Raw genomic sequence first — 22,579 nt, forward strand, 5'->3', positions numbered from 1 at the left:
CGACAGCGACAGTGAGCAGTGATCTGAGCCGTGAACCTCCACGCACCCACGCCCGTGCCCCCGGTACCTGACCCGTCCAGCCCGCAGTCGGACCAGCTCGTCACCGCGGTCCTGCTTGATCTGGACGGCACGATCACGGACTCCGGCCCGGTCATCCTGGACGCGGTCGAGGCGTCCCTGACGGACCTCGGGCTGCCGGTAGGCGGCCGCGAGGAACTCATGAGCTTCATCGGCCCGCCGCTGACCGAGGGATTCCGTCTCCACGCCGGTCTGACGGGCCAGGACAACGCCCGCGCCGTCGCCCTCTACCGCCAGCACTACCGGCGCCACATGCACCAGGCCCCCCTCTACGACGGCGTGGCCCGCCTGCTCCAGCAGCTGACCGCGTGGCAGATCCCGGTATCCCTGGCCACCTCCAAGCGCGAGGACTACGCCGTCGAGATCCTTCAGCACGCCGGACTGGATCGGTCCTTCACGGCCTTTGCCGGTGCCGATCCCGCTGACCGCTACGGATCCAAGGAGGAGGTCGTCCGCCTGGCGCTGAAGCGCCTTGGGCAGGCGGGGGCTGACACCCGCCGCGTCATTCACGTGGGAGACCGGCGTCATGACGTCGACGGCGCTCATGCCGCCGGGCTGGAGTGCGTGGGCGTGCTGTGGGGCTACGGTGACGCCGAGGAGCTGGCTCAGGCGGACTGGCTTGTCCCGGACCCGGCTGCTCTCACCACGCTGGTGGGCCGGCTCATGGGCCGGCTTGCCGGCTGGCAGGGACAGGACTGAGATGGCTGACACCGAGTCTGTGACGAACGACGGCGAGCCTCGGCGCCGCCGCTCAGGTCTGGCCGCCGTGATGGTGCGGACACAGCGGCTTCTCCACCGGGGTATCGCTCGCGCCGAGGCCAGGCGCGCCGCCGACCGCGCCCAGGTCATGGGGCTGGACAGCTTCCCGGCCCGCCGCGGCGCCCGCGAGGCCGGCACGTCTGAGGAGACCGGCGGACAGACGGCACCGGTCGGGGTCTTGTCCAGCCTGCCCGGCTGGCTGGTGCGAGGAGGGATCGGCTCGTGGCTGGGGCTGGGCATCTTCCTGGTCGTCGCCCTGGTCTTCCTGGGGATCAGTCGTATCGTGCCCGTCTTCGTGGGCGTCTTCATCGCCCTGGTGGTCACCGCGATCCTGCACCCCCTGGTCACCTTCTTCGCCCGCGTCATGCCCCGCTACCCCGCGACCTTCCTCGCCCTGGCCACGACGGCAGCCTTCCTGGCCGCGTTGGTGTACTACGTCGTGTCCTCGGTCACGGACCAATGGAGCTCCCTGGCCGCCCAGTTCTCCACCGGCGTCAACACGATCCTCGACTTCGTCGAGCACGGCCCCCTGCCCATCCACTTCAGCCAGCAGGAAGTGGTCCAGACGATGCAAGGGCTGGTCAACCAGGGCCAGCGGTACGTGGAGTCCAACGCCACAAGCCTGGCCGGGGAGGTGCTGTCGAACGCAGGCACAGTGGTCAACGTCTTCGTGGTCCTGGCCCTGGCTGTTTTCACCTCGATCTTCCTGCTCGCCTCCGGCGGGCGGATGTGGCGATGGTTCCTCAATGAGCTGCCGGCGCACCTGCGCTCCCGCGTCCACCGTGCGGCGGGAGCAGGCTGGTACACCTTCGCCGGCTACGCCCGGGGCACCGTCATCCTGGCGCTGACTGACGCCGTCATGGCGGGAGTCTTCCTCCAGGTCGTCGGCGTGCCGCTGGCAGCCCCGCTGGCGGTGCTCGTGTTCATTGGCGCCTTCATCCCCATGATCGGCGCGCCGCTGGCCATGATCGTAGCCATGGTCGTGGCGCTGGCCTCCAAGGGCTTCGTAGCGATGGTGGTCGTCGGCCTGGGCGTGGCCGGGATCGGACAGATCGAGGGGCATATCCTTCAGCCCCTTATCATGGGCCGTCAGGTCTCCCTCCACCCGGTCGTGGTCGGTATCGCCGTGGCGGTGGGAACCTTCTCCGCCGGCCTGCTGGGAGCGGTGGTCGCGGTCCCGCTGGTGAGCGTGGCCTGGTCGGTCTACTCCGAGCTCCATGTCAAGGACGCACCCCTGGAAGGGAGCCTGCCCTCCTACAGCCCGGGCCGCGAGGGCTAGCACGCCACGCGATCAGGCCCAGTCCCGGCTGCCGGTACTGACCACCCCCTCCAGGCCCTGGAGCGACTGAGCACGCAGGGCCGTCACGCCGTCGGCGCTCTCGACGACCCCCCACACGACGACGGCGGTAGCCCGCCTACCCACGTGGCGGTACCGCTTCCACATGCCGGACGAGCAGATGACGTTGAGGAGCCCGGTCTCGTCCTCAATGTTGAGGAAGACGGTCCCGGCAGCCGTGTACGGACGCTGACGGTGAGTGACAACCCCAGCCACACGCACCTGTGCCCCGTTGCCCTGCTGACCGACGCGGACGACCTCGACGACGCCATCCTCGGCCAGCGCGGTGCGCAGGAAGGCCAGCGGGTGGGTCTCGGTCGACACCCCCGTCAGGCGCAGGTCCGCCACGTGACGCTCCTGGGCACTCATCTCCGGCAGGTCCGGAGCCCGGGACCCCACCGCCGTGCCCGGCAGCGGGGGCTGGCACCACGGTGTGCGGTCACCACCGGTGCGATGGCCCAGGTGCGGCCGACCGTGCTCATCGGCCAGCACGCCGGCCGACCACAGGGCCTGACGCCTGCTGACCCCGAGCGAGGCCAGTGCCCCGGCAGCGGCCAGGGTCTCCAGGTGCTTGCGCCCCAGGCGCACCCGACGAGCCAGGTCCGCCACGTCCCGGTAAGCGCCGTGAGACTGGCGCTCTGTCACGATCCTCTCCGCGAGCTCACGTCCTATGCCCTTGATCGGGGCCAGTCCCAGACGCACGGCGAGGTCACGGTGGGTGTCCAGGTGGGTCAGCGCCGTCGAGGCCTCCTCCCCCGCTCCACCCACGCACGCCTGGGACGGCGCGCCCGGGCGGACTGTCTCCACGCTCGCCTGGACCTCGGAGTGGCTCACGTCAGCGGCCAGGACCTGGACGCCATGGCGGCGCGCGTCCGCCACCAGGGTCTGAGGAGACCAGAAACCCATGGGCTGGGCCGCTAGGACCCCGGCGTAGAAGTCCTCGGGACGACGCACCTTGAGCCAGGCCGAGGCGTAGACCAGATAGGCGAAGGAGAAGGCGTGAGACTCGGGGAAGCCGAAGTCAGCGAAGGCCCGCAGCTTGTCAAAGACGAGCTCCGCCGTGCCCTGGCTGATGCCTCGCTCCTTCATCCCCTCCACCAGCCTCAGGTGCAAGGCCTCCATGCGCTCCACCGAGCGCTTGGCCCCCATAGCCTGACGCAGCGCGTCCGCCTCGACGGGGCTGAAGCCGGCAGCGTCGACGGCGATCTGCATGAGCTGTTCCTGAAAGAGCGGCACGCCCAGGGTCTTCTCCAGCGCCGGTCGCAGCAGGTCGTGGAGATAGTCCGGCTCCTCCCGCCCCAGCCTGCGACGGATGTAGGGATTGACAGCATCTCCCTGGATCGGGCCGGGGCGGATGAGGGCGACCTCGACGACGATGTCATAGAACACCCGAGGCCGCAGACGTGGCAGGGTCGCCATCTGAGCGCGTGACTCCACCTGGAAGACCCCGATCGTGTCCGCCGCCTGCAGCAGCCGGTAGACCGCCGGGTCCTCCTCCGGCAGGGTGTGCAGCCCCCAGGGCCTGCCTACCTGGGCCGGGCGCAGGATCCCATCCCCCTGCCTGCTGGTGAGGTCCGGAACCTTCTCCCCACGATCCCCCAGGCTTGTGAAGGCCAGGCGCAGCGCGGTGAGCATCCCCAGCCCCAGCAGGTCGAACTTGACCAGACCAGCGGCCGCGCAGTCGTCCTTGTCCCACTGCAGGACGCTGCGTCCCTCCATCGCCGCCCAGCGCACCGGGCACACCTCGGTCACGGGCTGGGCAGCCAGCACCATGCCGCCGGAGTGGACCCCGAGATGGCGAGGCAGACGCAGCAGACGGTCAGCGACGTCGAGCACCTGTTCGGGGACCGCGTCCTCGCGGGCCTGTCCGTCCTGCTCACGTGACCACCCGTGCTCGATGGACCGGGCCCAGGCGTCCTGGAGCCCTGCGGGGTAGCCCAGGGCACGGGCGGCGTCGCGGACGGCGGAGCGAGGACGGTAGGAGATGACGTTGGCGACCTGGGCCGCGCGATGGCGGCCGTAGCGGGTGTAGACGTGCTGGATGACCTCTTCGCGCCGGCAGGCCTCGATGTCAAGGTCGATGTCCGGGTAGCCGGCGCGCCCGGGTGACAGGAAGCGCTCGAAGAGCATCTTGTGGCGCACCGCGTCCACCGCCGTGATCCCCAGGGCGTAGCAGACGGCGGAGTTCGCCGCCGACCCGCGCCCCTGGCACAAGATGCCTGACTCCTCGCAGAACTCCACGATGGAGCGCACGATGAGGAAGTAACCAGGAAACCCGAGGGACTCGATGACCTCCAGCTCGTGGTCGAGCACCTGCCAGGCGTGCGGATCCTGTTCACGCGTGCCGTAACGCAACAGTGCCCCTTGGCGCGTCAGCTCGCGCAACCAGCTGGCCGGGGTGTGGCCGGGAGGGACCTGCGCAGCGGGCAGGTCAGGGGCAACGAGAGCGAGGTCAAAGGCGAGGTCGGCAGCAAGCTCCGCCGTCACCCCCACCGCCTGCGGAGCCCGGCGGTGCAGACGCGCCATCTCCGCCCCGCTGCGCAGCCAGCGGCCGATCGCCGGCAGGTGACCACGCGCCCCCTCCAGGTCCGTCCCCAGCCGCGTGGCGGTCAGGACGTCAGCCAGGCGCGAGTCGGCAGGCCTGGCGCAGCGCACGGCACCGGTGGCCAGCACAGGCAGACGGTGCGAGGCAGCCAGCCGGGTCAGCATCCGGGTCAGGGCAGCGTCAGTCGGCCCGCCGTTGAGGGTGATCTCGACGGCGACGCCGTCCGCCCCCAGGAGCTCAACCATCCGGCCCAGGCAGATGTCAGCAGCCTGGGTGTCCCAGGTGTGGGGACGAGCGGGGTCCCCCAGGGCACGTCGCAGCGGGCCCCGAGCCGTCCCGGTCAGGACCAGGCAGGACGAGGGCGCCGCCATCCCTGTCCCACCCCGCAGCGCCTGGGCAAGGTCCTCCAGCCGGTGCGCCGGCTCCTGGCGCCGTCCCGCCTGCAGATTGTGCTGGGAGATAGCGCTGACCAGGTGGCGATAGCCCTCGGGGCTGCGAGCCAGCACCGGCAGGTGGGCGCCGTCGGACATCGTCAGCTCGGTGCCGTGGACCGTCGGCAGGCCGAGGGCACGCCCAGCCTGGGCGTGACGCACGATCCCCGGCATCCCGTCATGGTCCGTCAGGGCCAGGGCCGTCAGGCCGAGCTCGGCCGCCGCGGCAGCGAGGTCCTCGGGCTCGTTGGCACCGTCGAGGAAGGAGTAGGCCGAGTGCGCGTGCAGCTCGGCATAGCTGGATTCGAACACTTGTACACACTAGCGGGAGGGTGCGACAGCATGATCGACGTCTCGGCGCCCCGCCCTCCGGCAGCAAACGCGCATCACACCACACCGCCACCACCACCTCCAGGCATGAGGCCGCCGCCCGAGCCCGCTACGGTAGTCCCCGCACCGTACGGCACGTGCCCGCACCGCCGTCGGCATCTTGTCCCCAACCATGAGGCCCCCATGTCCAACCAGCCTGCCTCCACACCTGCGGCTCCCGCATCCCCCGACGCCACCACCAGCGAGGGGCTGCGTCGCTCCCTGCGATCGCGCCACCTGACGATGATCGCGATCGGTGGCGCGATCGGGACCGGGCTGTTCGTGGCCTCAGGCGCCACCATCTCCCAGGCCGGCCCGGGCGGGGCACTGGTGGCCTACGGGACGGTGGGCATCATGGTGTGGCTCATCATGCAGTCCCTGGGCGAGATGGCGGCCTACCTGCCCGTGGCCGGCTCCTTCGGCGAGTACGGCACCCGTTTCGTCTCCCCCTCCTTCGGCTTCGCCATCGGCTGGAACTACTGGTTCAACTGGGCGATCACCGTGGCCGCCGAGCTCGTGGCCGCCGCGCTGGTGATGAAGTACTGGTTCCCCCACACCCCCTCGATTGTGTGGTCAGCGCTCTTCCTGCTCGTGCTCTTCGTCCTCAACGCCCTGTCCGCACGCGCCTACGGTGAGGGCGAGTTCTGGTTCGCGGCGATCAAGGTCACTGCTGTCATCGTCTTCCTCGTGCTGGGCGTGCTCATGATCGCCGGCATCATCGGGGACTCTCCCGGCACGGCGGCCTGGACCGACGGCGCAGCACCCTTTGTGGGAGGGCCGGAGGGCATCCTCATCGTCCTGCTCGTAGCCGGATACTCCTTCCAAGGCACCGAGCTCATCGGCACCGCGGCGGGAGAGGCCGAGCACCCTGAGACCACGATCCCGCGCGCCATCCGGACGATCTTCTGGCGCATCCTGCTGTTCTACATCGGCGCCATCGCGGTGATCGGCTTCCTCATTCCCTACACCGACCCGAACCTGCTGTCCTCCTCGGAGTCCAACGTCGCCGTCAGCCCCTTCACCCTGGTCTTCTCCAAGGCCGGAATCCTGGGGGCAGCGAGCATCATGAACGCCATCATCCTCACCTCCGTACTTTCTGCCGGGACCTCGGGCCTGTACGCCTCCACCCGCATGCTCTTCGCCCTGGCAGAGAACGGCCAGGCTCCCCAGTTCCTCAAGAAGCTCTCTCGCCACCAGGTGCCGATGAACGCCCTCGTGGCCACCACCCTGGTGGGGCTGGCCGGCTTCATCACCTCACTCGTGGGCGACGGACGCGCCTACGAGTTCCTGCTCACCGTCTCGGCGCTGGCCGGCTTCATCACCTGGGCTGGGATCTCCTGGTGCCACTGGAAGTTCCGTGCCGCCTTCAAGGCGCAGGGCCACAGCCTGGACGATCTGCCCTACCGGGCGCGCTTCTTCCCCGCCGGAGCCGTGGTCGCGCTCGTGGCGTGCCTGGCGATCATCGCCGGCCAGGCTTACGAGCCCATGATCTCAGGAGCCTCCCTGAGCGAGATCCTGCTGCCCTATATCGGGATCCCGGTCTTCTTCGCCCTGTGGTGGGGTCACAAGCTCATCACCAAGGCCCCCGCCGTCGAGCCGGCGACGGCGGACCTAGGCCGACGCTGACAGGCTGCCGCCGGCCTCCAGGTAGCACTTCCCGCACAGGGACTCGTAGGTGACATCCACGCCGTCGATGGCAATCTGGTCACCGTCGAAGACGAAGCGCTGGCCCACCTTGCGGGCGTTGAAGATGGCCTTGCGCCCGCAGCGGCAGATGGTCTTGAGCTCCTCCAGGGAGTGGGCCACCTCCATCAGGCGGCGCGATCCGGGGAAGCTCACCGTGCGGAAGTCGGTGCGGATGCCGTAGGCCAGGACCGGCAGGTCATCGATGAGGACGAGCTCTAGGAGCTGGTCCACCTGCAGCGGGGTGAGGAACTGGGCCTCGTCCACCAGGACGCAGTCCACGCCCTCGCGGGCCGTGGCCCGAGGCTGGCTGGCCCGCTCCCCCAGGGCCGCGCGGCGCACCAGGACGCGTAGGTCGTCCTCGGGCGAGACGAGCAGGTCCACACGCCGGCGCACCCCCAGGCGGGAGACCACGGTGTCATCCCCCTTGATGTCAACACCGGCCTTAATGAGAAGGACCTTCTGGTCACGCTCCTCGTAGTTGTAGGCGGTCTGGAGCAGTCCTGTGGTCTTGCCCGAGTTCATCGCGCCGTAGCGGAAGTAGAGCTTGGCCATGGGTGTCCTTGTCCGTCTTGGTGGGCGCTGTCAGGTGTGCCGCTCGGCACCGGGAGGGATGCTACCTGGTGCCGCTCCCGTCCTAGGTCGGCGTCAACCACGCGTCCAGACCCCTTCCAGGAAGGTCCTTAAGATCTAGGGCCATGACGCCTGCGCCACCTTCTCAGAGCATCTCGACCACGCCGTCGGCGGGTGCGGACCGGCTGATGGCGCACACCGCCTCCCCGGTCCAGGGACCTGCCGCCCAGCGCTCGCGCTGGCTGGCTCCGGCGCTTGGCCTTGGCGCCCTGACGGCGCTGATCGCCTTCGCGGTCCTGGCCGACGGCGCGATGGAGGGCGATGACCTGTCCGCCTACGACCCCTCGGTCACGAGCTGGATGGTGGCCTGGCGCCGGGGATGGTTGACCGGTGCCGCCTGGGTCGCTACGCACCTGGGAGGGGCGATGAGCCTGGCAGTCATCACGCTCGTGGCCGCTGTCCTCTTCCTACGAGCAGGTCGGCTCCGCCACGCCGCGGTGCTCGTGGCGGCCATGATCAGTTCGTCCGTGGTCACTGTCATGCTCAAGCTCATCTTTGCCCGTGAGCGCCCTTCCATCGACCTGCTGCTGGGAGATCCGGCGTCCACCTTCTCCTTTCCCTCCGGCCACTCCTTCAACACGGCGGTCCTGGTGGGGACACTGGCAGGCTTCGTGGTCTTCTCAGGCGCTTCCAGGCGCTGGAAGGTCCTGGCCGCGCTCGCTGCGATCGGAGCGGCCGGCGCCGTGGGGCTCTCACGCGTCTACCTCGCCTATCACTGGCTCACTGACGTCCTGGCCGGCTGGTCGCTGGCAGTGGCCTGGCTGTGCCTGGCCGCGCTGATCGTGCTCGGCTGGAGACGCTTCAGCACCCGTCAGCACGCCTAGCAGTACACCCCGTCAACCCACCACCGCCCGGCGCGGACCAGGAGCAGCGCCGGCCCTTGCTCCGTCAGCACCTGGAGGTAAGCACGCCGCGAGGGCCCCTGCTGCCGCCACCACCCCTCATCCACCGGCCACGGCCCCGCCCAGGCGCGTACCTGTACCCCCTGCCTCAGGTCCACGCCCTCGGCGCCCAGGAGACCTGTCACCGTCACTCTGTGCGGATCAGAGCCGAGCTGACCCTGGGCATCAACCTCCACCTCCTTGCCCTGCGCGTCACGCAGCTGGGCAGGGACAGGTGTGGCCGGCACCAGCGCAGGCGAGGGAGAGGGCAGCGCCCCTTCCCACGCTCCTTCCCGAGCGGGCCCCGTCAGGTCCTCACCTCCCTGCCCTGCACCGGTCACCTCCTCGCCCCAGGTCATCAGCACCCCTCGCGAGCGCGGGTCGCGGCCCGGCACCACGACGGGCAGCCGAACCTCACCAGCCCCGAGCAGGGACTCCACCCGCTGTGCTGCACGGTAGGCGCGTCGTCGTACCTGTTCATCTGGGCCGGCCCACAGGCCCGTCTGCGCGCTGCCGGCAGCACTGAGCTCCATCGCCGTCAGACTGAGGCGGACCAGCGCACTGGCCGGCGGCTGACCGGCACGCCCCGCCAGCCAGCCCTCCAGCTGCCAACGCACCCGGTCCCTCAGCTCAGCACTGGTCGGTGCCGACTCCAGCATCCAGAAACGGGACAAGTCACTGCCGTCCTCGCACCCCGCCTCGACCCGGAGGCGCCCAGCCACCATGCCCCGTCGCAGCAGCTGTGCGACCAGCTCCTCAGCCAGGTGACGCGCGGCAAAGGCCGCGGCGTCCGCTCGCGCGACGGGTGGGTCCAGCTCGGCAACAACCTCAACGTCCGTCTCAGGGCGGCTGCTGCGCGGCAGGATCCAGGCCCTGCCGCTAGCCAGGCGGTGAGCGCGCTGCCCCATCGGCCCAAAGCGCGCCGTAACATCAGCCTCCGGTACCTGGGCGAGGTCACCAAGACGGCGAAGCCCCAGGCGGGTCAGGGTCTCGATCAGGTCCTTCATCTGCTCGCGCTCACGCCGAGTCGCCAGCGCCACCAGGACTGAGGAGACTGGCCAGGGTGAGAGAAACTCGGCCGTCTGCCCAGCGGGAACGATCACACCGCGCCGAGCCGCCAGGATGCAGGCCAGGAGTGAGTCAGCGATGCCGACCAGGCACTCGACCCCCGTCTCCCGGGCCACCGCCTCAACCAGCGACTCCGCCACCTCCTCCTCGCTGCCCAGCCATCGCGCAGGCCCACGCGCCCCAGACAGGGCGAGCCCGGGCCGGGCGACGACGGGATCGGCCAGGACGGTGGACAGCGCCTGCATCACGCGCTCGAAGCTGCGGGCTTCCCTCTCCGGCTGGGCAGGAAGCACCGTCAGCTCAGGACACAAGGACCGAGCCCGGCGCAGACGCATCCCGGTCCTCACTCCTGCCGACCGCGCTCGGGGCGAGGCCGCCACGACCCCGTGCCCACCCACGACGGCCACCGGGACCAGCGCCGGGTCCGTCAGCACCCCCGGGCTGCGTTGCGCCTCCAGCCCCAGTGCAGCCACCGGCCAGTCCGGCACCCACACGGCGATGAGGCGTGCACAGGCCTCCTCCCGGCTCACTGCGCCCCTCCCTCGATCACGGTGAGAGCAGGACGAGGCTGCGCCGCGGGCTCATGGGCCCCGCGCACCGTCTCCTCCTCCAGGACACGCAGTCCCTGGGCATCAAGACGAAGGCTCGTCAGGGCCCCGCTGCGAGGGTCACGCACCTGCCACTCCTGGCCGACGAGGTACCCTGCGGGCATCTCCTGGACGCCAGGAGACTGCTCCCCCAGGACATGGAGGACGCCCCCGGTGTCATAGTCCGTCACGCGCGCCTGCACGCGTCGTACACCGTCCCAGGCCTCCTGAAGCAGCACCAGGACGCCCCGCTCGCGCGCACGAGCCTGCACAGAGCGCCGGACACCGTGACTGAGGCCTGAGGCGACCGTGGAGGTCAGGACCACGACCTCGACGCCGTCGACCAGGGCGCCGACGACCCCGGGCAGGAGGGTGGCACGCGAGCGCGCGTCCCTCCCACTGAGCGGAACCACCAGGGTCCGCGCCAGGTCCAGGCCCGCCTCGGCAGCAGCACACCATCCCACATCCTGCCCTCCGACGACGGCGCACCAGCCGTGCGTCGACTGCCTCCTGGCGGCCAGCGCCAGCAGGAGCCACAGGGAGCCGCTGAGGGCGAGCACCCCGCTCCACCCGGAGTCAAGGTCACGCTCCAGCACCTGCCAGGCACCGAGCGAGGCAGCCTCTGGCAAGGAGGCGGAAGCCGGCGCCGAGGCTCGGGCCGCGGCGCGACGCAGCTCCCCGTGCCCCGTCCCTCTCACGCCAGCACGCTGCTCGGCGCGGAGCAAAGCCTCACGCGCCCGTGCCAGACGCTGCTGCGCCCCCGCGCGCTGGCTGGCTTCGCTCATCTCACGCTCCTCTCATCTCGAACACATGTACACTCGCGACTGGAGGAAGAGTAGCGCGGAGCACTGACAGAAAAAACCGTCCCCAGACTTCACTCAGGTTTCTGTCACAGCCTCCGTCTACAGTGACCCTGTCCGGTCTGGACCTGCCCCGCGCGAGAGTCCAGCCCTCGTCGTCAGCGCCCGTTCCAGCCGCCCAGGAGGTTCCCGTGACAGCAGACCTCAGCCGTCGTCGTCCCCCGTTCCCTTATGACCACCTGCCAAGGGTCACGAGCTTCTCCCTGGCCTCTGACGACCTTCGCGAAGGAGAGGAGATGGACCTGCGCCTGACCGCGATCGGCGACAACATCTCCCCCGAGCTGCACTGGTCCGGCGCACCGCAGGGCACCCGTTCCTTCGTCGTCTCCTGCTTCGATCCCGATGCCCCCAGCCCTGCCGGCTTCTGGCACTGGACCATCGTTGACCTGGACGCCAGCGTCACCTGCCTACCTCAAGGCACCGGCGAGTCTGACCTCCAGCTCGACGGCGCCGCCTTCCACGTCCGTAACGACGCCGGCACTCACGCCTGGTCCGGTCCCTATCCCCCGGCCGGGGACGGCTCCCACCGCTACGTCTTCGCCGTCCACGCCCTGGACGTGGACACCCTGGGGCTGGATGACGAGGCCTCGGCCTCCGCCGTCGCCTGCCAGGTCTCGCACCACAGCCTGGCTCGCGCCGTCCTGACCGCCACCTACACCGTCGCCGGCAGCCCACAGGCCGCCACCTTCCTGGAGGGAGAGCTGTGAGCACACCCCGACGTCGCAGTGAGGCCTCCGCCTCCTCCCGCTCCACCACCCGCTCCGCCTCGCAGACCACCCGTGCCTCGCGCGGCCGCCACCAGCGCCGTCACCTCGCACTCGTCACCGGCGCGACCTCCGGCATCGGCCTGGCCGTGGCACGCGACCTGTCACGTGACCACGACCTCGTCCTGCTCGCACGCAGCCAGGCCGACCTGACCGAGCTGGCCACGGTGCTGTCTGAGGAGAACGACACCAAGGTGCGGACCCTGGCCGTGGACCTGACCGACGACGCCGCGCTGGCCCAGGCCGTCACCGAGCTGGACGCTCAGAGCCTGGACGTGCTCGTCCACTGCGCCGGCGTCGAGCACGCCGGCCCCATCGCGCAGGCCGATCCGGCCCGGTGGCGTCAGGTCCTCGACCTCAACCTGGTCAGCGTCGCCCACCTGACCAGCCTGCTGCTGCCGGCGCTGCACGCCGCCCGGGGCCTGGTGGTCATGATGAACTCGGGTGCCGGACTGCACACATGGCCCGAGCAGGCCCTGTACTGCGCCTCCAAGCAGGGCCTGACGGCTCTGGCCGAGGCGCTGCGTGAGGAGGAGCGCGGCTCGGTCCGTGTCACCACGATCTACCCGGGCCGGGTCGACACCCCGATGCAGAGGCGGATCCAGAAGAGCAAAGGCGCCAGGTACCGGGCCAAGGACCACATGGCGGCCACCTCGGTCGCCGCTGCCGTGCGACTTGCCGTGGACACTGCGCTGGACGCCAGCATCGAGGACCTGTCGATCCGCCCCGCCGGCATGCTCTAAAGGCTCAGCGTCTCAGCCTGATTCAGCGTCTCAGCCACGCTCAGTCAGAACCACTCAGCACCCGCCGGGAAACCCTAGGCAGCGCCAGGCCTCGTACAGGCCCACCGCCGCGGAGTTGGCCAGGTTGAGGGAGCGATTGCCTTCCATCATCGGGATCCGCACCCGCCCACTGACCCGAGGGTCCTCCATGATCTCCTCGGGCAGGCCGGTGGGCTCGGGACCGAACAGCAACGCGTCGTCTCCCCGCCACTCCACCTCGGTGTACAGCTGCGAGGTGTGGGCGGTGAAGGCGAAGATCCGGCCCGGCACCTGCTCCAGGCACTCCTGCCAGCTGGCGTGCACCCGCGTGTTGGCCAGATCGTGGTAGTCCAGGCCGGCGCGGCGCAGCTTGGCGTCGTCCATGTCGAACAGCGGGTCCACCAGGTGCAGCATCGAGCCGGTGTTGGCAGACAGGCGGATCGCCGCTCCAGAGTTGCCAGGGATACGGGGCTCAAAGAAGATCACGTGCAGCACGTGGCACATCCTGCCACGTGCTGCACGTGCGTGTTCTCCGCCGCCTTCACGCTCAGTAGCTGAGAAGGCTGGGAGCCCGGCCTCAGCCCAGGGAGTCCAGGACGATATTGAGCCCCTCGCTCATCGTGGGGTGGGTGATGACGGCGTCGCGCAGCTGCTGCCAGCGCAGGCCTGCGAGCATCGCCATCTGGACGCTGGTGATGACCTCGCTGGCCTCGGCGCCGATCACCGCCGCACCGAGGATCTCATCAGTCGTGGCGTCCACGATCACCTTGTAGAAACCCTCGGTACGCCCCAGGGTCTTGGCACGCGGCACCGCCGCGGTGGGGGTCTTGGCCACCCGGATCTCATGACCAGCCTGGCGAGCCTCGGCCTCGGTGAGCCCCACGTGCCCCAGCTCGGGCGTGGTGAAGACCGCCCAAGGGATGAGCCGACCCGCCGTGGAGGCCTCCTTCCCGGCAAAGAGGTCACGAAGGACGCGGAAGTCGGACCAGGAGGCGTGAGTGAACTGTGCGGTGCCCGCCACGTCGCCGGCGGCATAGACGCCCTCGGCGCTCGTACGCAGGTGGTCGTCCACCTTGACAAAGCCCCGCTCGGTCAGCTCGACCCCGGCAGCCTCCAGCCCCAGGCCGTCGGTGACAGGCCGGCGTCCCAGCGCCACGAGCAGGTGGGAGCCGGTGGCCTCACGCCCGTCCTGCGTGTGCACGACGACGGCGCGTGCGCCCTCCCGTCCACCCTGGACGCGCTTGACGCGGGCGCCGGTGAGGATCTCCACCCCCAGCGCCTCCAGCCCCGAGGCCACCATGGCGGCAACATCCTCGTCCTCACGGTCCAGGATGTGCTCGCCAGCGTGGACGAGGGTGACCGGAACGCCCAGCAGCCCCATGAGGGAGGCCATCTCGACGCCGATGACGCCGCCGCCCACGATCAGCAGGTGGCTGGGTAGCTCCGGCAACGTCAGCAGATCCTCACTGGTCCAGAACGGAGTCTCAGCCAGGCCCTCGATCAGTGGGACGGCTGGGGTGGTCCCGGTGTTGATCAGCACCCTGCGGCCCCGTACCCGGCGCGTGGCGCCGTCAGAGACCTCGATCTCCACCGTGCGCGGCGCCACGAAACGGGCCGTACCGAGCACGAAGTCCATACCGGAGGAGGGGAAGAGCGTGTCCCGGTGGGCAGCGACCATGCCGCCGACCATGCCCTCCTTACGCTCACGCAGAGCCGCTAGGCTCACCCGCGCCTGGGCCAGGGCCTCGGCGCCGCCGGCGCTCTCCGGCAGGCTGACCCCGTAGGCCGCCGAGCCCTGGACCTCGCGAAGCACCCGCGCCGAGGAGATGAGGGTCTTGGTGGGGATGCAGGCAACGTTGATGCACGTGCCACCGATCTTGTCCCGTTCCACCATGACAACGCTCTCGCCGCCCTTGGCCCGGGCCATGGCCAGGGACTTACCGGCCTTCCCGCCTCCCACCACGAGCAGGTCGACCTCCTCGGTGCGTACCTGCTCCTGCTCAGGACTGCGCGTGCTCATGACCTACTCCTCCTTGGCACGCGAGCGCGAGGGCTCGCGATGGGTCGACTGACGTGTGTGCGCGCCAACCATGGTGCCATGCGTTTCATTCCCTGGCCCCCGTCCTGGAGGGCGGACCGACGCTCCTAGACTGCCGCCAGCCCGCCCTGCCTACCTGACCGGGACGGCCCGCGACAAGGAGATCCTCATGAGTAACGAGCGACGTGACCCTGCTCTCGTCCTAGGAGAGGAGATCGGCTGGCTGCGCGCGCTGGACCACCCCGAGCTGCTCGCCTCCCCCGTGGCCGAGGCCCTCCAGGCCCTGGAGCACACCCACCCCGACCTGGCTGACCAGGCGCGCGTGTGCGCCATCGACCCCTCCCTCAGCGACACCGACGCCCTCAACGAGCACTTCCGCCTCGATCCTGACGCTACCGGCAACTGCGTCCTCGTGGCCGGCAAGCGCGCCGGCGAGCGCCGCGTGGCCGCCTGCGTCGTGCGGGCCAGCGACTTCGCCGATGTCAACCACGTGGTCAAGAAGCTGCTGGACGTCCATAAGGCCTCCTTCCTGCCCATGGAGCAGGCGGTGGAGCTCTCCGGCATGGAGTACGGCGGCATCACGCCAGTGGGCTTGCCTACCTCCTGGCGCCTGCTCGTGGACGCTCAGGTGGCTGCACGCCAGACGGTGCTCATCGGCTCAGGCGTCAGGGCCTCCAAGCTCCTGGTTCCCGGCGCGCTCCTGGCGGCCCTGGAGACGGCGGAGGTCATCCAGGGCCTGGGGATCGCCCCTCGCTGAGGCTTACCGCCCGCTCGCCAGGCCGCGCAGCACGTACTGCAAGATGCCGCCGTTGCGGAAGTAGTCCGCCTCACCGGGGGTATCGATACGCACGACGGCGTCGAACTCCACGCTGTCCCCCTCGCCCTTGTCTGCCCTGACCGTCACGGTCCTGGGGGTCACGCCGTCGTTGAGCGCCGTGAGCCCCGTGACGCTGAAGGTCTCCCTGCCGTCCAGCCCGAGGCTCTCGGCGCTCTCGCCAGCCGGGTACTGCAGCGGGACCACGCCCATGCCGATGAGGTTGGAGCGGTGGATACGCTCGAAAGACTCAGCGATCACCGCCTTGACCCCCAGCAGCGAGGTCCCCTTGGCTGCCCAGTCACGCGAGGAGCCTGAGCCATACTCCTTACCGCCGAGCACCACCAACGGGATCCCGGCCGCCTGGTAGGCCTGGGAGGCGTCGAAGATCGACTCCTGCTCGCCAGTGAGGAAGTTGCGGGTGTAGCCGCCCTCAACGCCGTCGAGCAACTGGTTGCGCAGGCGGATGTTGGCAAAGGTGCCGCGGATCATGACCTCGTGGTTGCCGCGGCGCGAGCCGTAGGAGTTGAAGTCCTTGCGCTCGACCCCGTGAGCGGCCAGGTAGCGCCCGGCAGGCGAGTCGGCCTTGATCGCACCGGCAGGTGAGATGTGGTCCGTGGTCACCGAGTCGCCCAGCTTGGCCAGCGCCCGGGCTCCCTCAATGTCCTCCACCGGGGTCAGCTCCATCGTGAGTCCCTCGAAGAAGGGCGCCTTGCGCACGTAGGTGGAGTCCTCGTCCCAGGCGAAGGTCTGTCCCTCCGGCGTGTCCAGGCTGCGCCAGCGCTCGTCGCCGGCGAAGACGTCGGCGTAGTCGGAGGTGAACATCTCGCGGTCAATCGTGGCGTCGATGGTGGCCTGGACCTCGGCGGGGTCCGGCCAGATGTCGGCGAGGAAGACGTCCTGGCCCTCGCCGTCCTGGCCAAGCGGCTGGGTGGCAAAGTCAAAGTCCATCGTCCCGGCCAGCGCGTAAGCGATGACCAGCGGCGGGGAGGCCAGGTAGTTCATCTTGACGTCAGGGTTGATCCGCCCCTCGAAGTTGCGGTTGCCCGAGAGCACCGAGACCACGGCGAGATCGGCGTCCTGCACCGCCTGGGAGACCTCAGCGGGCAGAGGCCCGGAGTTGCCGATGCAGGTGGCACAGCCGTAGCCCACCACGTTGAAACCCAGCTCGTTGAGCGCCGGCCACAGCCCGGCCTTGGCGTAGTAGTCCGTGACCACCTGGGAGCCCGGCGCCGTCGAGGTCTTGACCCACGGCTTGCTCCGCAGGCCCTTGGCCACCGCGTTGCGCGCCAGCAGGCCGGCCGCCACCATGACCGAGGGGTTGGAGGTGTTGGTGCACGAGGTGATCGAGGCGATCGCGACGTGCCCGTGGTCGAGCTCGGTGCTAGTGCCGTCGGCCAGAGTCACCGGCGTGGGCTTGTGGGGGGCGTCGGCGTAGGTCGGCAGTGCCTGCTCGAAGGCCTCCTTGGCCCGGGACAGCTCGATGCGGTCCTGGGGACGCTTGGGGCCGGCGATCGAGGGCACCACGGTCGACAGGTCGAGCTCGAGGTACTCGGAGTAGACCGGCTCGCGCGCAGGGTCGTGCCACAGGCCCTGGGCCTTGGTGTACTCCTCCACCAGCCGGACCTGGGACTCGTCACGGCCCGTGAGCCGCAGATAGTCCAGGGTGACCTCGTCAATGGGGAAGATAGCGGCGGTCGAGCCGAACTCCGGGCTCATGTTGCCGATCGTGGCGCGGTTGGCCAGCGGCACCGCCGCCACGCCCTCGCCGTAGAACTCGACGAACTTGCCTACGACGCCGTGCTGGCGCAGCATCTGGGTGATGGTGAGCACGACGTCGGTAGCCGTGGCTCCGGCCGGGATCTCACCGGTCAGACGGAAGCCGACCACGCGCGGGATGAGCATGGACACCGGCTGGCCCAGCATGGCGGCCTCGGCCTCGATTCCGCCCACGCCCCAGCCCAGCACGCCCAGGCCGTTGACCATGGTGGTGTGGGAGTCCGTACCCACGCAGGTGTCCGGGTAGGCCTGGAGGACCTGGCGGCCCTGCGGGTCGCTCACGGTACGTGTGAAGACCGTGCGCGCCAGGTACTCGATGTTGACCTGGTGGACGATCCCCGTGCCCGGCGGCACCACGCGGAAGTTGGACAGCGCCCCCTGGCCCCAGCGCAGGAACTGGTAGCGCTCGGAGTTGCGCTCGTACTCGCGCTCCTTGTTGCGCTCCAGCGAGCTCGCCAGGCCGAAGGAGTCGATCTGGACCGAGTGGTCGATGACCATCTCGGCCGGGGCCAGCGGGTTGATCACGCTCGGGTCCCCACCCAGCTCGGCCACGGCCTCACGCATGGTGGCCAGGTCCACGATGCAGGGCACGCCGGTGAAGTCCTGCATCACCACCCGCGCAGGCGTGAACTGGATCTCGGTGCTCGGCTCGGCGGCCGGGTCCCACTGCGCCAGCGCACGCACGTGGTCAGCGGTCACGTTGGCGCCGTCCTCAGTGCGCAGCACGTTCTCGGCCAGGACCTTGAGGGCGTAGGGAAGCCGCTCCAGGCCCTCGACGGCGTCCAGCCGGTAGATCTCGTAGCTCGTCCCGTCCACCTGGAGGGTCGAGCGGGAGTGGAAGGTGTCGAGACTCGTCATCGTCGCTCCTGTCACGCTGGTGAGGAGGCCGACGGCGGCGTCTGGCGGCGCCGTCGGCTCTCGGGCCACGACTCACGTTAGACGACGACGCGTCACATGGTGGGAATATGAGCGAAGCAAGCATCCAGGACTTCAGTCCCGATCAAGGACGATAAGGGTCTCGAAGTGGTGGGTGTGGGGGAACATGTCCAGCGCGCACATGCTGGCCAGGCTGTAGCCCCGCGCCAGCAGGGCCCCCAGGTCCCGGGCTGCCGCGGCCGGGTCACAGGCCACGAGCACCACACGCCTAGGACCCAGGTCCGCCACGGCCTCGACCACCGCCCGTCCCGCGCCCTTGCGTGGCGGGTCGAGGACGACGACGTCGGCCGCCTGGTCTCCCGCCTCGCCGAAGCCCCGGCCCAGCTCAGCCACCGAGGCCGGCGTCACCCGTCCGGCGAACAGGTGAGCACCCGGGAAGGCGTGCAGATTCCTCCTGGCGTCACGCACCGCCTGCTCGCTGCCCTCCAGGGAACGTACCTCGCCACCCAGGCTCGCCAGCGGCAGGGTGAACAGCCCGGCCCCCGAGTACAGCTCCAGGACCTTGAGCCCTTCGGCCCGCACGGCGCCAGGGCGGGAGGACGAGCCCTCCAGCGTCCCGGTCAGCGCGCCGCGCACCACCCGGTCCACCAGGACACCTGGAGCGTCGCGATGAACCTGCCAGAAGCCATCAGCGTGCACGCAGTAGCGCAGCTCGCCCAGCCGCAAGCCGGTGGCGTCAACGACCTCGTCCACACGCTTGCGACCAGTAGGCTTGCCACGGCTGGAGTAGACCTGCCCGTCAATCACCACCACCGGCTCTGCGCCACTGGGAGCCACCGCGCTCAGGCGGCCGGAACCACGCACCAGGTCTCGCCACCGCCGACGCTCGATCAGCCCCAGCTCCTGGATCTCGCGCACGGCCAGCGGCAGGGAGCTGACGGCCTTGACCTCGGCGGAGCGGAAGCCGTGCATACCGATCCGCCCGTCCGCCGTCGTCTCTAGGGACACGCGGGTGCGGGTGGCCGTACCGGCCCGCTCGCGCACGCGTTGATCCGCACTGGCCTCGGCCTCGCGCTCGCTGGGCATGGCCTCCACGGCCACGCTCGCTGGCCCGCTCCCCTGCCCGGTGAGCGCGGCGACGGCCTCGGCCACCTCCGGCCCGCCGATGCGACGCAGGCAGTCGGCCAGCACCCACCGTTTCCAGGTGCGCTGGGCAGGCAGGGCGACGTGGGACAGCTCCCTGCCACCGACTCCCTCGGCCCCGGCCTCCGCCCAGGCCGGGCGCACGCGATCGGGTGAGGCGGCCAGGACCTCCACCGTCTCCGCGCGCCAGGTCTTTGAGGTCTTCTGCGTCATGACGGCACGCACTGTCTCGCCGGGCAGGGCGTGACGCACGAAGACGACGTGCCCGTCAGGCTGCCCGACCGGACGGGCTACGCAGTGGCCGCCGTGGGCCGGTGCCCCGACGTCCAGCACCATCTCCTCGCGAGCAGTGGCCATCTCAGTTCTCCTGTCGTCGGGGGCTGGGAGTCGGGTCACTGGCTGGGGCCAGGCGTGTGGCCGCGGCGCGCCGCGCGGCGACGTCGGCGTCCGGGATCCCCGTGGGCACCGTGGCGCGGTGGCCGTGGTGGATCGAGGACTCCCCAGGCAGTCCGAGCTGCCAGGGTACCGAGGCCACGACGACTCCCGGGGTGAACAGCAGCGCTGTCTTGATACGCAGGGCCGTCTGGTTGTGCAGAACCTGCTCCCACCAGTGGCGTACGAGGTACTCGGGCAGGAAGACCACAACGAGGTCGCGCGGTGACTCACGCCGTACGTCACGGATGTAGCCGGTCAGCGGGCGGACGATGTCACGGAAGGGCGAGTCCAGGACGGTCAGCGGCACCGTGAGCTCAGCCTTCTCCCAGTCCGTGAGCAGCCGGTCGGCCCCGCCGTCACCGGTGTCCACGGTCACCGCCTCGATCGAGGTGGGGTGGGTGGACTGGGCGTAGGTGACCGCGCGCAGGGTGGCCTTATGCAGGCGGGAAGCCAGGACGACGGCGTGGACGTGGGCGGGCAGCACACGCGAGTCGTGCAGGTCAGTCACGGCCAGCTCAGAGGCGACGCGGGCGTAGTGCCCACGGATCGCGGTCATGAGCAGGTAGAGGATGGCCATGATCATCAAGGTGATCCAGGCACCGCGAGTGAGCTTGGTGGCCAGGACGATGAGCAGGACCAGTCCGGTGCCAGCCACTCCGACGGCGTTGATCACGCGTGAGCGACGCATGCGGGCACGCACCCGGGGCTCGGTGGCTGTGGCCAGCTCCCGGGTCCAGTGCCGCACCATGCCGATCTGCGAGAGGGTGAAGGAGATGAAGACGCCGACGATGTAGAGCTGGATGAGCCGGTTGGTGCTTGCCCCGAAGCCCACGATGAAGGCCACCGCCCCCAGCCACAGCACAATGATGCCGTTGGAGTAGGCCAGGCGGTCACCGCGCTGGGAGAGCTGGCGCGGCAGGAACTCGTCACGTCCCAGCACACTGGCCAGGACCGGGAAGCCGTTGAAGGCGGTGTTGGCGGCCAGGACCAGGATGAGACCAGTCACTGCCGTGACGAGGTAGAACATCGGCCTGAAGCCGGAGAAGACCGTGGCCGCGATCTGGCCGATCACCGGGTCCTGGTGGTAGCCCTCCCCCAGCGGCTGGCCCTCGCGCAGCAGGTCCGTAGCCGGGTTCTCCGCCATGTTTACCCCGGTGGCCCCGGCCAGGTGGATGATACTCATGAGCATCAGCGCCGCGATGCCCCCGAGCAGGAGCAGGGTGGTGGCCGCGTTGCGGGACTTGGGGCGCTGGAAGCTGGGCACTCCGTTGGAGATCGCCTCCACCCCCGTCAGCGCCGCGCAGCCCGAGGAGAAGGCCCGCAGGATGAGGAAGGCCCCGGCCAGCCCGGACAGCCCCTGCTCCCATCCCGCCTGCGCGACGACCTCGTAGCCGGCGCTGGGTGCCTGGCCCAGGGACCCTGTGAGCTCCTGGACCAGGCCCGTCACGGCCATGACCCCGATCGCCGCCATGTAGAGGTAGGTGGGGATCGCGAAGGCGCCTCCGGACTCACGTGAGCCACGCAGGTTGAGCAGGGCCAGGACGGTGACCACGCCGACGGCGATCTCGACCTTGTAGGGAGCCAGCCAGGGCACGGCGGCCACGAGGTAGCCGGTGCCCGAGGACACCGAGACAGCCACGGTCAGGACGTAGTCGCTCAGCAGCGCCGAGGCCACCGCCAGCCCGGCCCGCGGGCCCAGGTTGGTCGAGACCACCTCATAGTCCCCGCCGCCTGAGGGGTAGGCGTGCACGGTCTGCCGGTAGGAGGCGACGACGACCACGAGCACCCCGACCACCGCCAGAGCGATCCACGGCGACAGGGCGGTAGCCGCCACGCCGGCCACAGCCAGGGTGACAAGGACCTCGTCCGGGGCGTAGCCGACCGAGGACAGGGCGTCGGAGGCAAAGACCGGAAGAGCGATCCGCTTAGGAAGGAGAGTCTCGCCCAGCGCCTGGTTGGGAACCGGGCGACCGACGAGGAGCCGCTTGAGGCGGTCAGCGAAGTCACGCACGAGGCATCAGCCTACGACTGAGCTCGTGCCGGGCCAAGGGTCGGAGTACCGTTCCCTCCGTGCACTTCGTCATCATGGGGTGCGGCCGCGTGGGAGCCACCATGGCGACCCAGCTGGACCGCAAGGGCCACTCCGTGGCCGTCATCGACCAGTCATCCGAGGCTTTCCGCCGTCTTCCCGCCGAGTTCCAGGGACGTAAGGTCAAGGGCCTGGGCTTCGACCGTGACGCCCTGGAGCAGGCCGGCATCGACGAGGCCTATGCCTTCGCCGCCGTGTCCAACGGGGACAACTCCAATATCGTGGCCGCCCGCGTGGCCCGCGAGACCTTCGGCGTCGAGCACGTGGTCGCCCGGATCTATGACGCCCGACGCGCCGACGTCTACGAGCGGCTGGGCATCCCCACCGTCGCAACCGTGCGGCAGACCGCGGACCAGATGATGCGCCGTCTGCTGCCCGGGGGCACGGCCCGGGAGGTCGAGGACCCCTCAGGCACCGTTACCCTCGCTCAGCCCGACGTGTGCGAGGACTGGGTGGGCACCGCCGTCGGCGTCCTGGAGGAGCGCCTGGGCCTACGCGTGGCCTGGATCTCCCGGGGCTCAGCGGCCGTGGTCCCCACCTCCCAGACCCTGCTCCAGGAGCATGACCGTATCCACGTTGCGGCCCCGACCGAGCGCCTGTCCTCGATCCAGCGCGCCCTGTCCCGCCCGTGGCCTCAGGAGGCTTAAGAG

Annotated in this window: 17 protein-coding genes; 8 read left to right on the forward strand and 9 right to left on the reverse strand. The window is 69.9% G+C overall.

What is annotated here, in order from left to right:
• Window positions 1-30 precede the first annotated feature (30 nt).
• Together CYJ26_RS01375 and CYJ26_RS01380 are read left to right on the forward strand one after the other, a co-directional pair.
• The gene (locus CYJ26_RS01375; protein ID WP_024035656.1) at window positions 31-777 is read left to right on the forward strand and encodes an HAD hydrolase-like protein; all 747 of its coding nucleotides are present in this window, start codon (window positions 31-33) and stop codon (window positions 775-777) included.
• 1 nt (window position 778) lies between these two features.
• Entirely contained in the window at window positions 779-2,116 is a 1,338-nt protein-coding gene (locus tag CYJ26_RS01380) for an AI-2E family transporter (protein WP_034237128.1), read from the forward strand.
• Window positions 2,117-2,128: 12 nt separating this feature from the next.
• On the opposite strand, the gene CYJ26_RS01385 is transcribed toward CYJ26_RS01380, so the two are convergent.
• Window positions 2,129-5,461 carry an error-prone DNA polymerase gene (locus CYJ26_RS01385; RefSeq protein WP_034237127.1) on the reverse strand — a complete coding sequence of 1,111 codons (3,333 nt, stop codon included), beginning with the start codon at window positions 5,459-5,461 and terminating at the stop codon, window positions 2,129-2,131.
• Between the two features lie 201 nt (window positions 5,462-5,662).
• On the opposite strand from CYJ26_RS01385, the gene CYJ26_RS01390 reads away from it, so the two are divergent.
• Window positions 5,663-7,144, forward strand: coding sequence for an amino acid permease (locus CYJ26_RS01390; protein ID WP_006549636.1), 1,482 nt, complete (start codon window positions 5,663-5,665; stop codon window positions 7,142-7,144).
• Here the strand turns inward: CYJ26_RS01390 and CYJ26_RS01395 are convergent.
• On the reverse strand, window positions 7,130-7,756 hold the full coding sequence (locus CYJ26_RS01395; protein ID WP_006549635.1) for a thymidine kinase: 627 nt from the start codon (window positions 7,754-7,756) through the stop codon (window positions 7,130-7,132). The genes CYJ26_RS01390 and CYJ26_RS01395 overlap by 15 nt on opposite strands.
• Window positions 7,757-7,899: 143 nt before the next feature.
• Between CYJ26_RS01395 and CYJ26_RS01400 the strand changes: the two genes are divergently transcribed.
• Window positions 7,900-8,658: a phosphatase PAP2 family protein gene (locus CYJ26_RS01400; protein WP_006549634.1), complete on the forward strand. Its 759-nt coding sequence runs from the start codon at window positions 7,900-7,902 to the stop codon at window positions 8,656-8,658.
• Here CYJ26_RS01400 and CYJ26_RS01405 read toward each other — a convergent pair.
• Window positions 8,655-10,313, reverse strand: a complete 1,659-nt coding sequence (locus CYJ26_RS01405; RefSeq protein ID WP_006549633.1) for a DNA polymerase Y family protein — start codon at window positions 10,311-10,313, stop codon at window positions 8,655-8,657. The genes CYJ26_RS01400 and CYJ26_RS01405 overlap by 4 nt on opposite strands.
• The gene (locus tag CYJ26_RS01410; protein WP_006549632.1) at window positions 10,310-11,155 is read right to left on the reverse strand and encodes a hypothetical protein; all 846 of its coding nucleotides are present in this window, start codon (window positions 11,153-11,155) and stop codon (window positions 10,310-10,312) included. The genes CYJ26_RS01405 and CYJ26_RS01410 overlap by 4 nt, the downstream gene beginning before the upstream one ends.
• Before the next feature lie 206 nt (window positions 11,156-11,361).
• On the opposite strand from CYJ26_RS01410, the gene CYJ26_RS01415 reads away from it, so the two are divergent.
• Entirely contained in the window at window positions 11,362-11,937 is a 576-nt protein-coding gene (locus tag CYJ26_RS01415; protein WP_034237125.1) for a YbhB/YbcL family Raf kinase inhibitor-like protein, read from the forward strand.
• On the forward strand, window positions 11,934-12,737 hold the full coding sequence (locus tag CYJ26_RS01420; RefSeq protein WP_006549630.1) for an SDR family oxidoreductase: 804 nt from the start codon (window positions 11,934-11,936) through the stop codon (window positions 12,735-12,737). Before CYJ26_RS01415 ends, CYJ26_RS01420 begins: the two co-directional genes overlap by 4 nt.
• A 54-nt stretch (window positions 12,738-12,791) precedes the next feature.
• Here CYJ26_RS01420 and CYJ26_RS01425 read toward each other — a convergent pair whose 3' ends face one another.
• Both CYJ26_RS01425 and CYJ26_RS01430 read right to left on the reverse strand, forming a co-directional pair.
• Window positions 12,792-13,250 carry a tRNA (cytidine(34)-2'-O)-methyltransferase gene (locus CYJ26_RS01425; RefSeq protein WP_024036122.1) on the reverse strand — a complete coding sequence of 153 codons (459 nt, stop codon included), beginning with the start codon at window positions 13,248-13,250 and terminating at the stop codon, window positions 12,792-12,794.
• 82 nt (window positions 13,251-13,332) lie between these two features.
• Complete coding sequence (locus CYJ26_RS01430) at window positions 13,333-14,775, reverse strand: dihydrolipoyl dehydrogenase family protein (protein WP_006549628.1); 1,443 nt, start codon at window positions 14,773-14,775, stop codon at window positions 13,333-13,335.
• Between the two features lie 187 nt (window positions 14,776-14,962).
• Here CYJ26_RS01430 and CYJ26_RS01435 point away from each other — a divergent pair, with 187 nt between their 5' ends.
• Entirely contained in the window at window positions 14,963-15,550 is a 588-nt protein-coding gene (locus CYJ26_RS01435; RefSeq protein ID WP_006549627.1) for a YbaK/EbsC family protein, read from the forward strand.
• Window positions 15,551-15,553: 3 nt separating this feature from the next.
• Here CYJ26_RS01435 and acnA read toward each other — a convergent pair whose 3' ends face one another.
• The 3 genes from acnA to CYJ26_RS01450 form a co-directional block, all read right to left on the reverse strand.
• On the reverse strand, window positions 15,554-18,244 hold the full coding sequence (gene acnA / locus CYJ26_RS01440; protein ID WP_006549626.1) for an aconitate hydratase AcnA: 2,691 nt from the start codon (window positions 18,242-18,244) through the stop codon (window positions 15,554-15,556).
• Window positions 18,245-18,376: 132 nt separating this feature from the next.
• Window positions 18,377-19,762 (reverse strand): class I SAM-dependent RNA methyltransferase, encoded by a 1,386-nt coding sequence (locus tag CYJ26_RS01445; RefSeq protein WP_244901987.1) that lies wholly within the window; start codon window positions 19,760-19,762, stop codon window positions 18,377-18,379.
• A gap of 1 nt (window position 19,763) precedes the next feature.
• Entirely contained in the window at window positions 19,764-21,851 is a 2,088-nt protein-coding gene (locus CYJ26_RS01450) for an APC family permease (RefSeq protein ID WP_006549623.1), read from the reverse strand.
• 59 nt (window positions 21,852-21,910) lie between these two features.
• Here CYJ26_RS01450 and CYJ26_RS01455 point away from each other — a divergent pair, with 59 nt between their 5' ends.
• On the forward strand, window positions 21,911-22,576 hold the full coding sequence (locus CYJ26_RS01455) for a potassium channel family protein (protein ID WP_006549622.1): 666 nt from the start codon (window positions 21,911-21,913) through the stop codon (window positions 22,574-22,576).
• The last annotated feature ends 3 nt before the right edge of the window (window positions 22,577-22,579 follow it).

Origin of the sequence: Actinomyces urogenitalis (assembly GCF_002861525.1) — a bacterium.
Lineage (GTDB): Bacteria > Actinomycetota > Actinomycetes > Actinomycetales > Actinomycetaceae > Actinomyces > Actinomyces urogenitalis.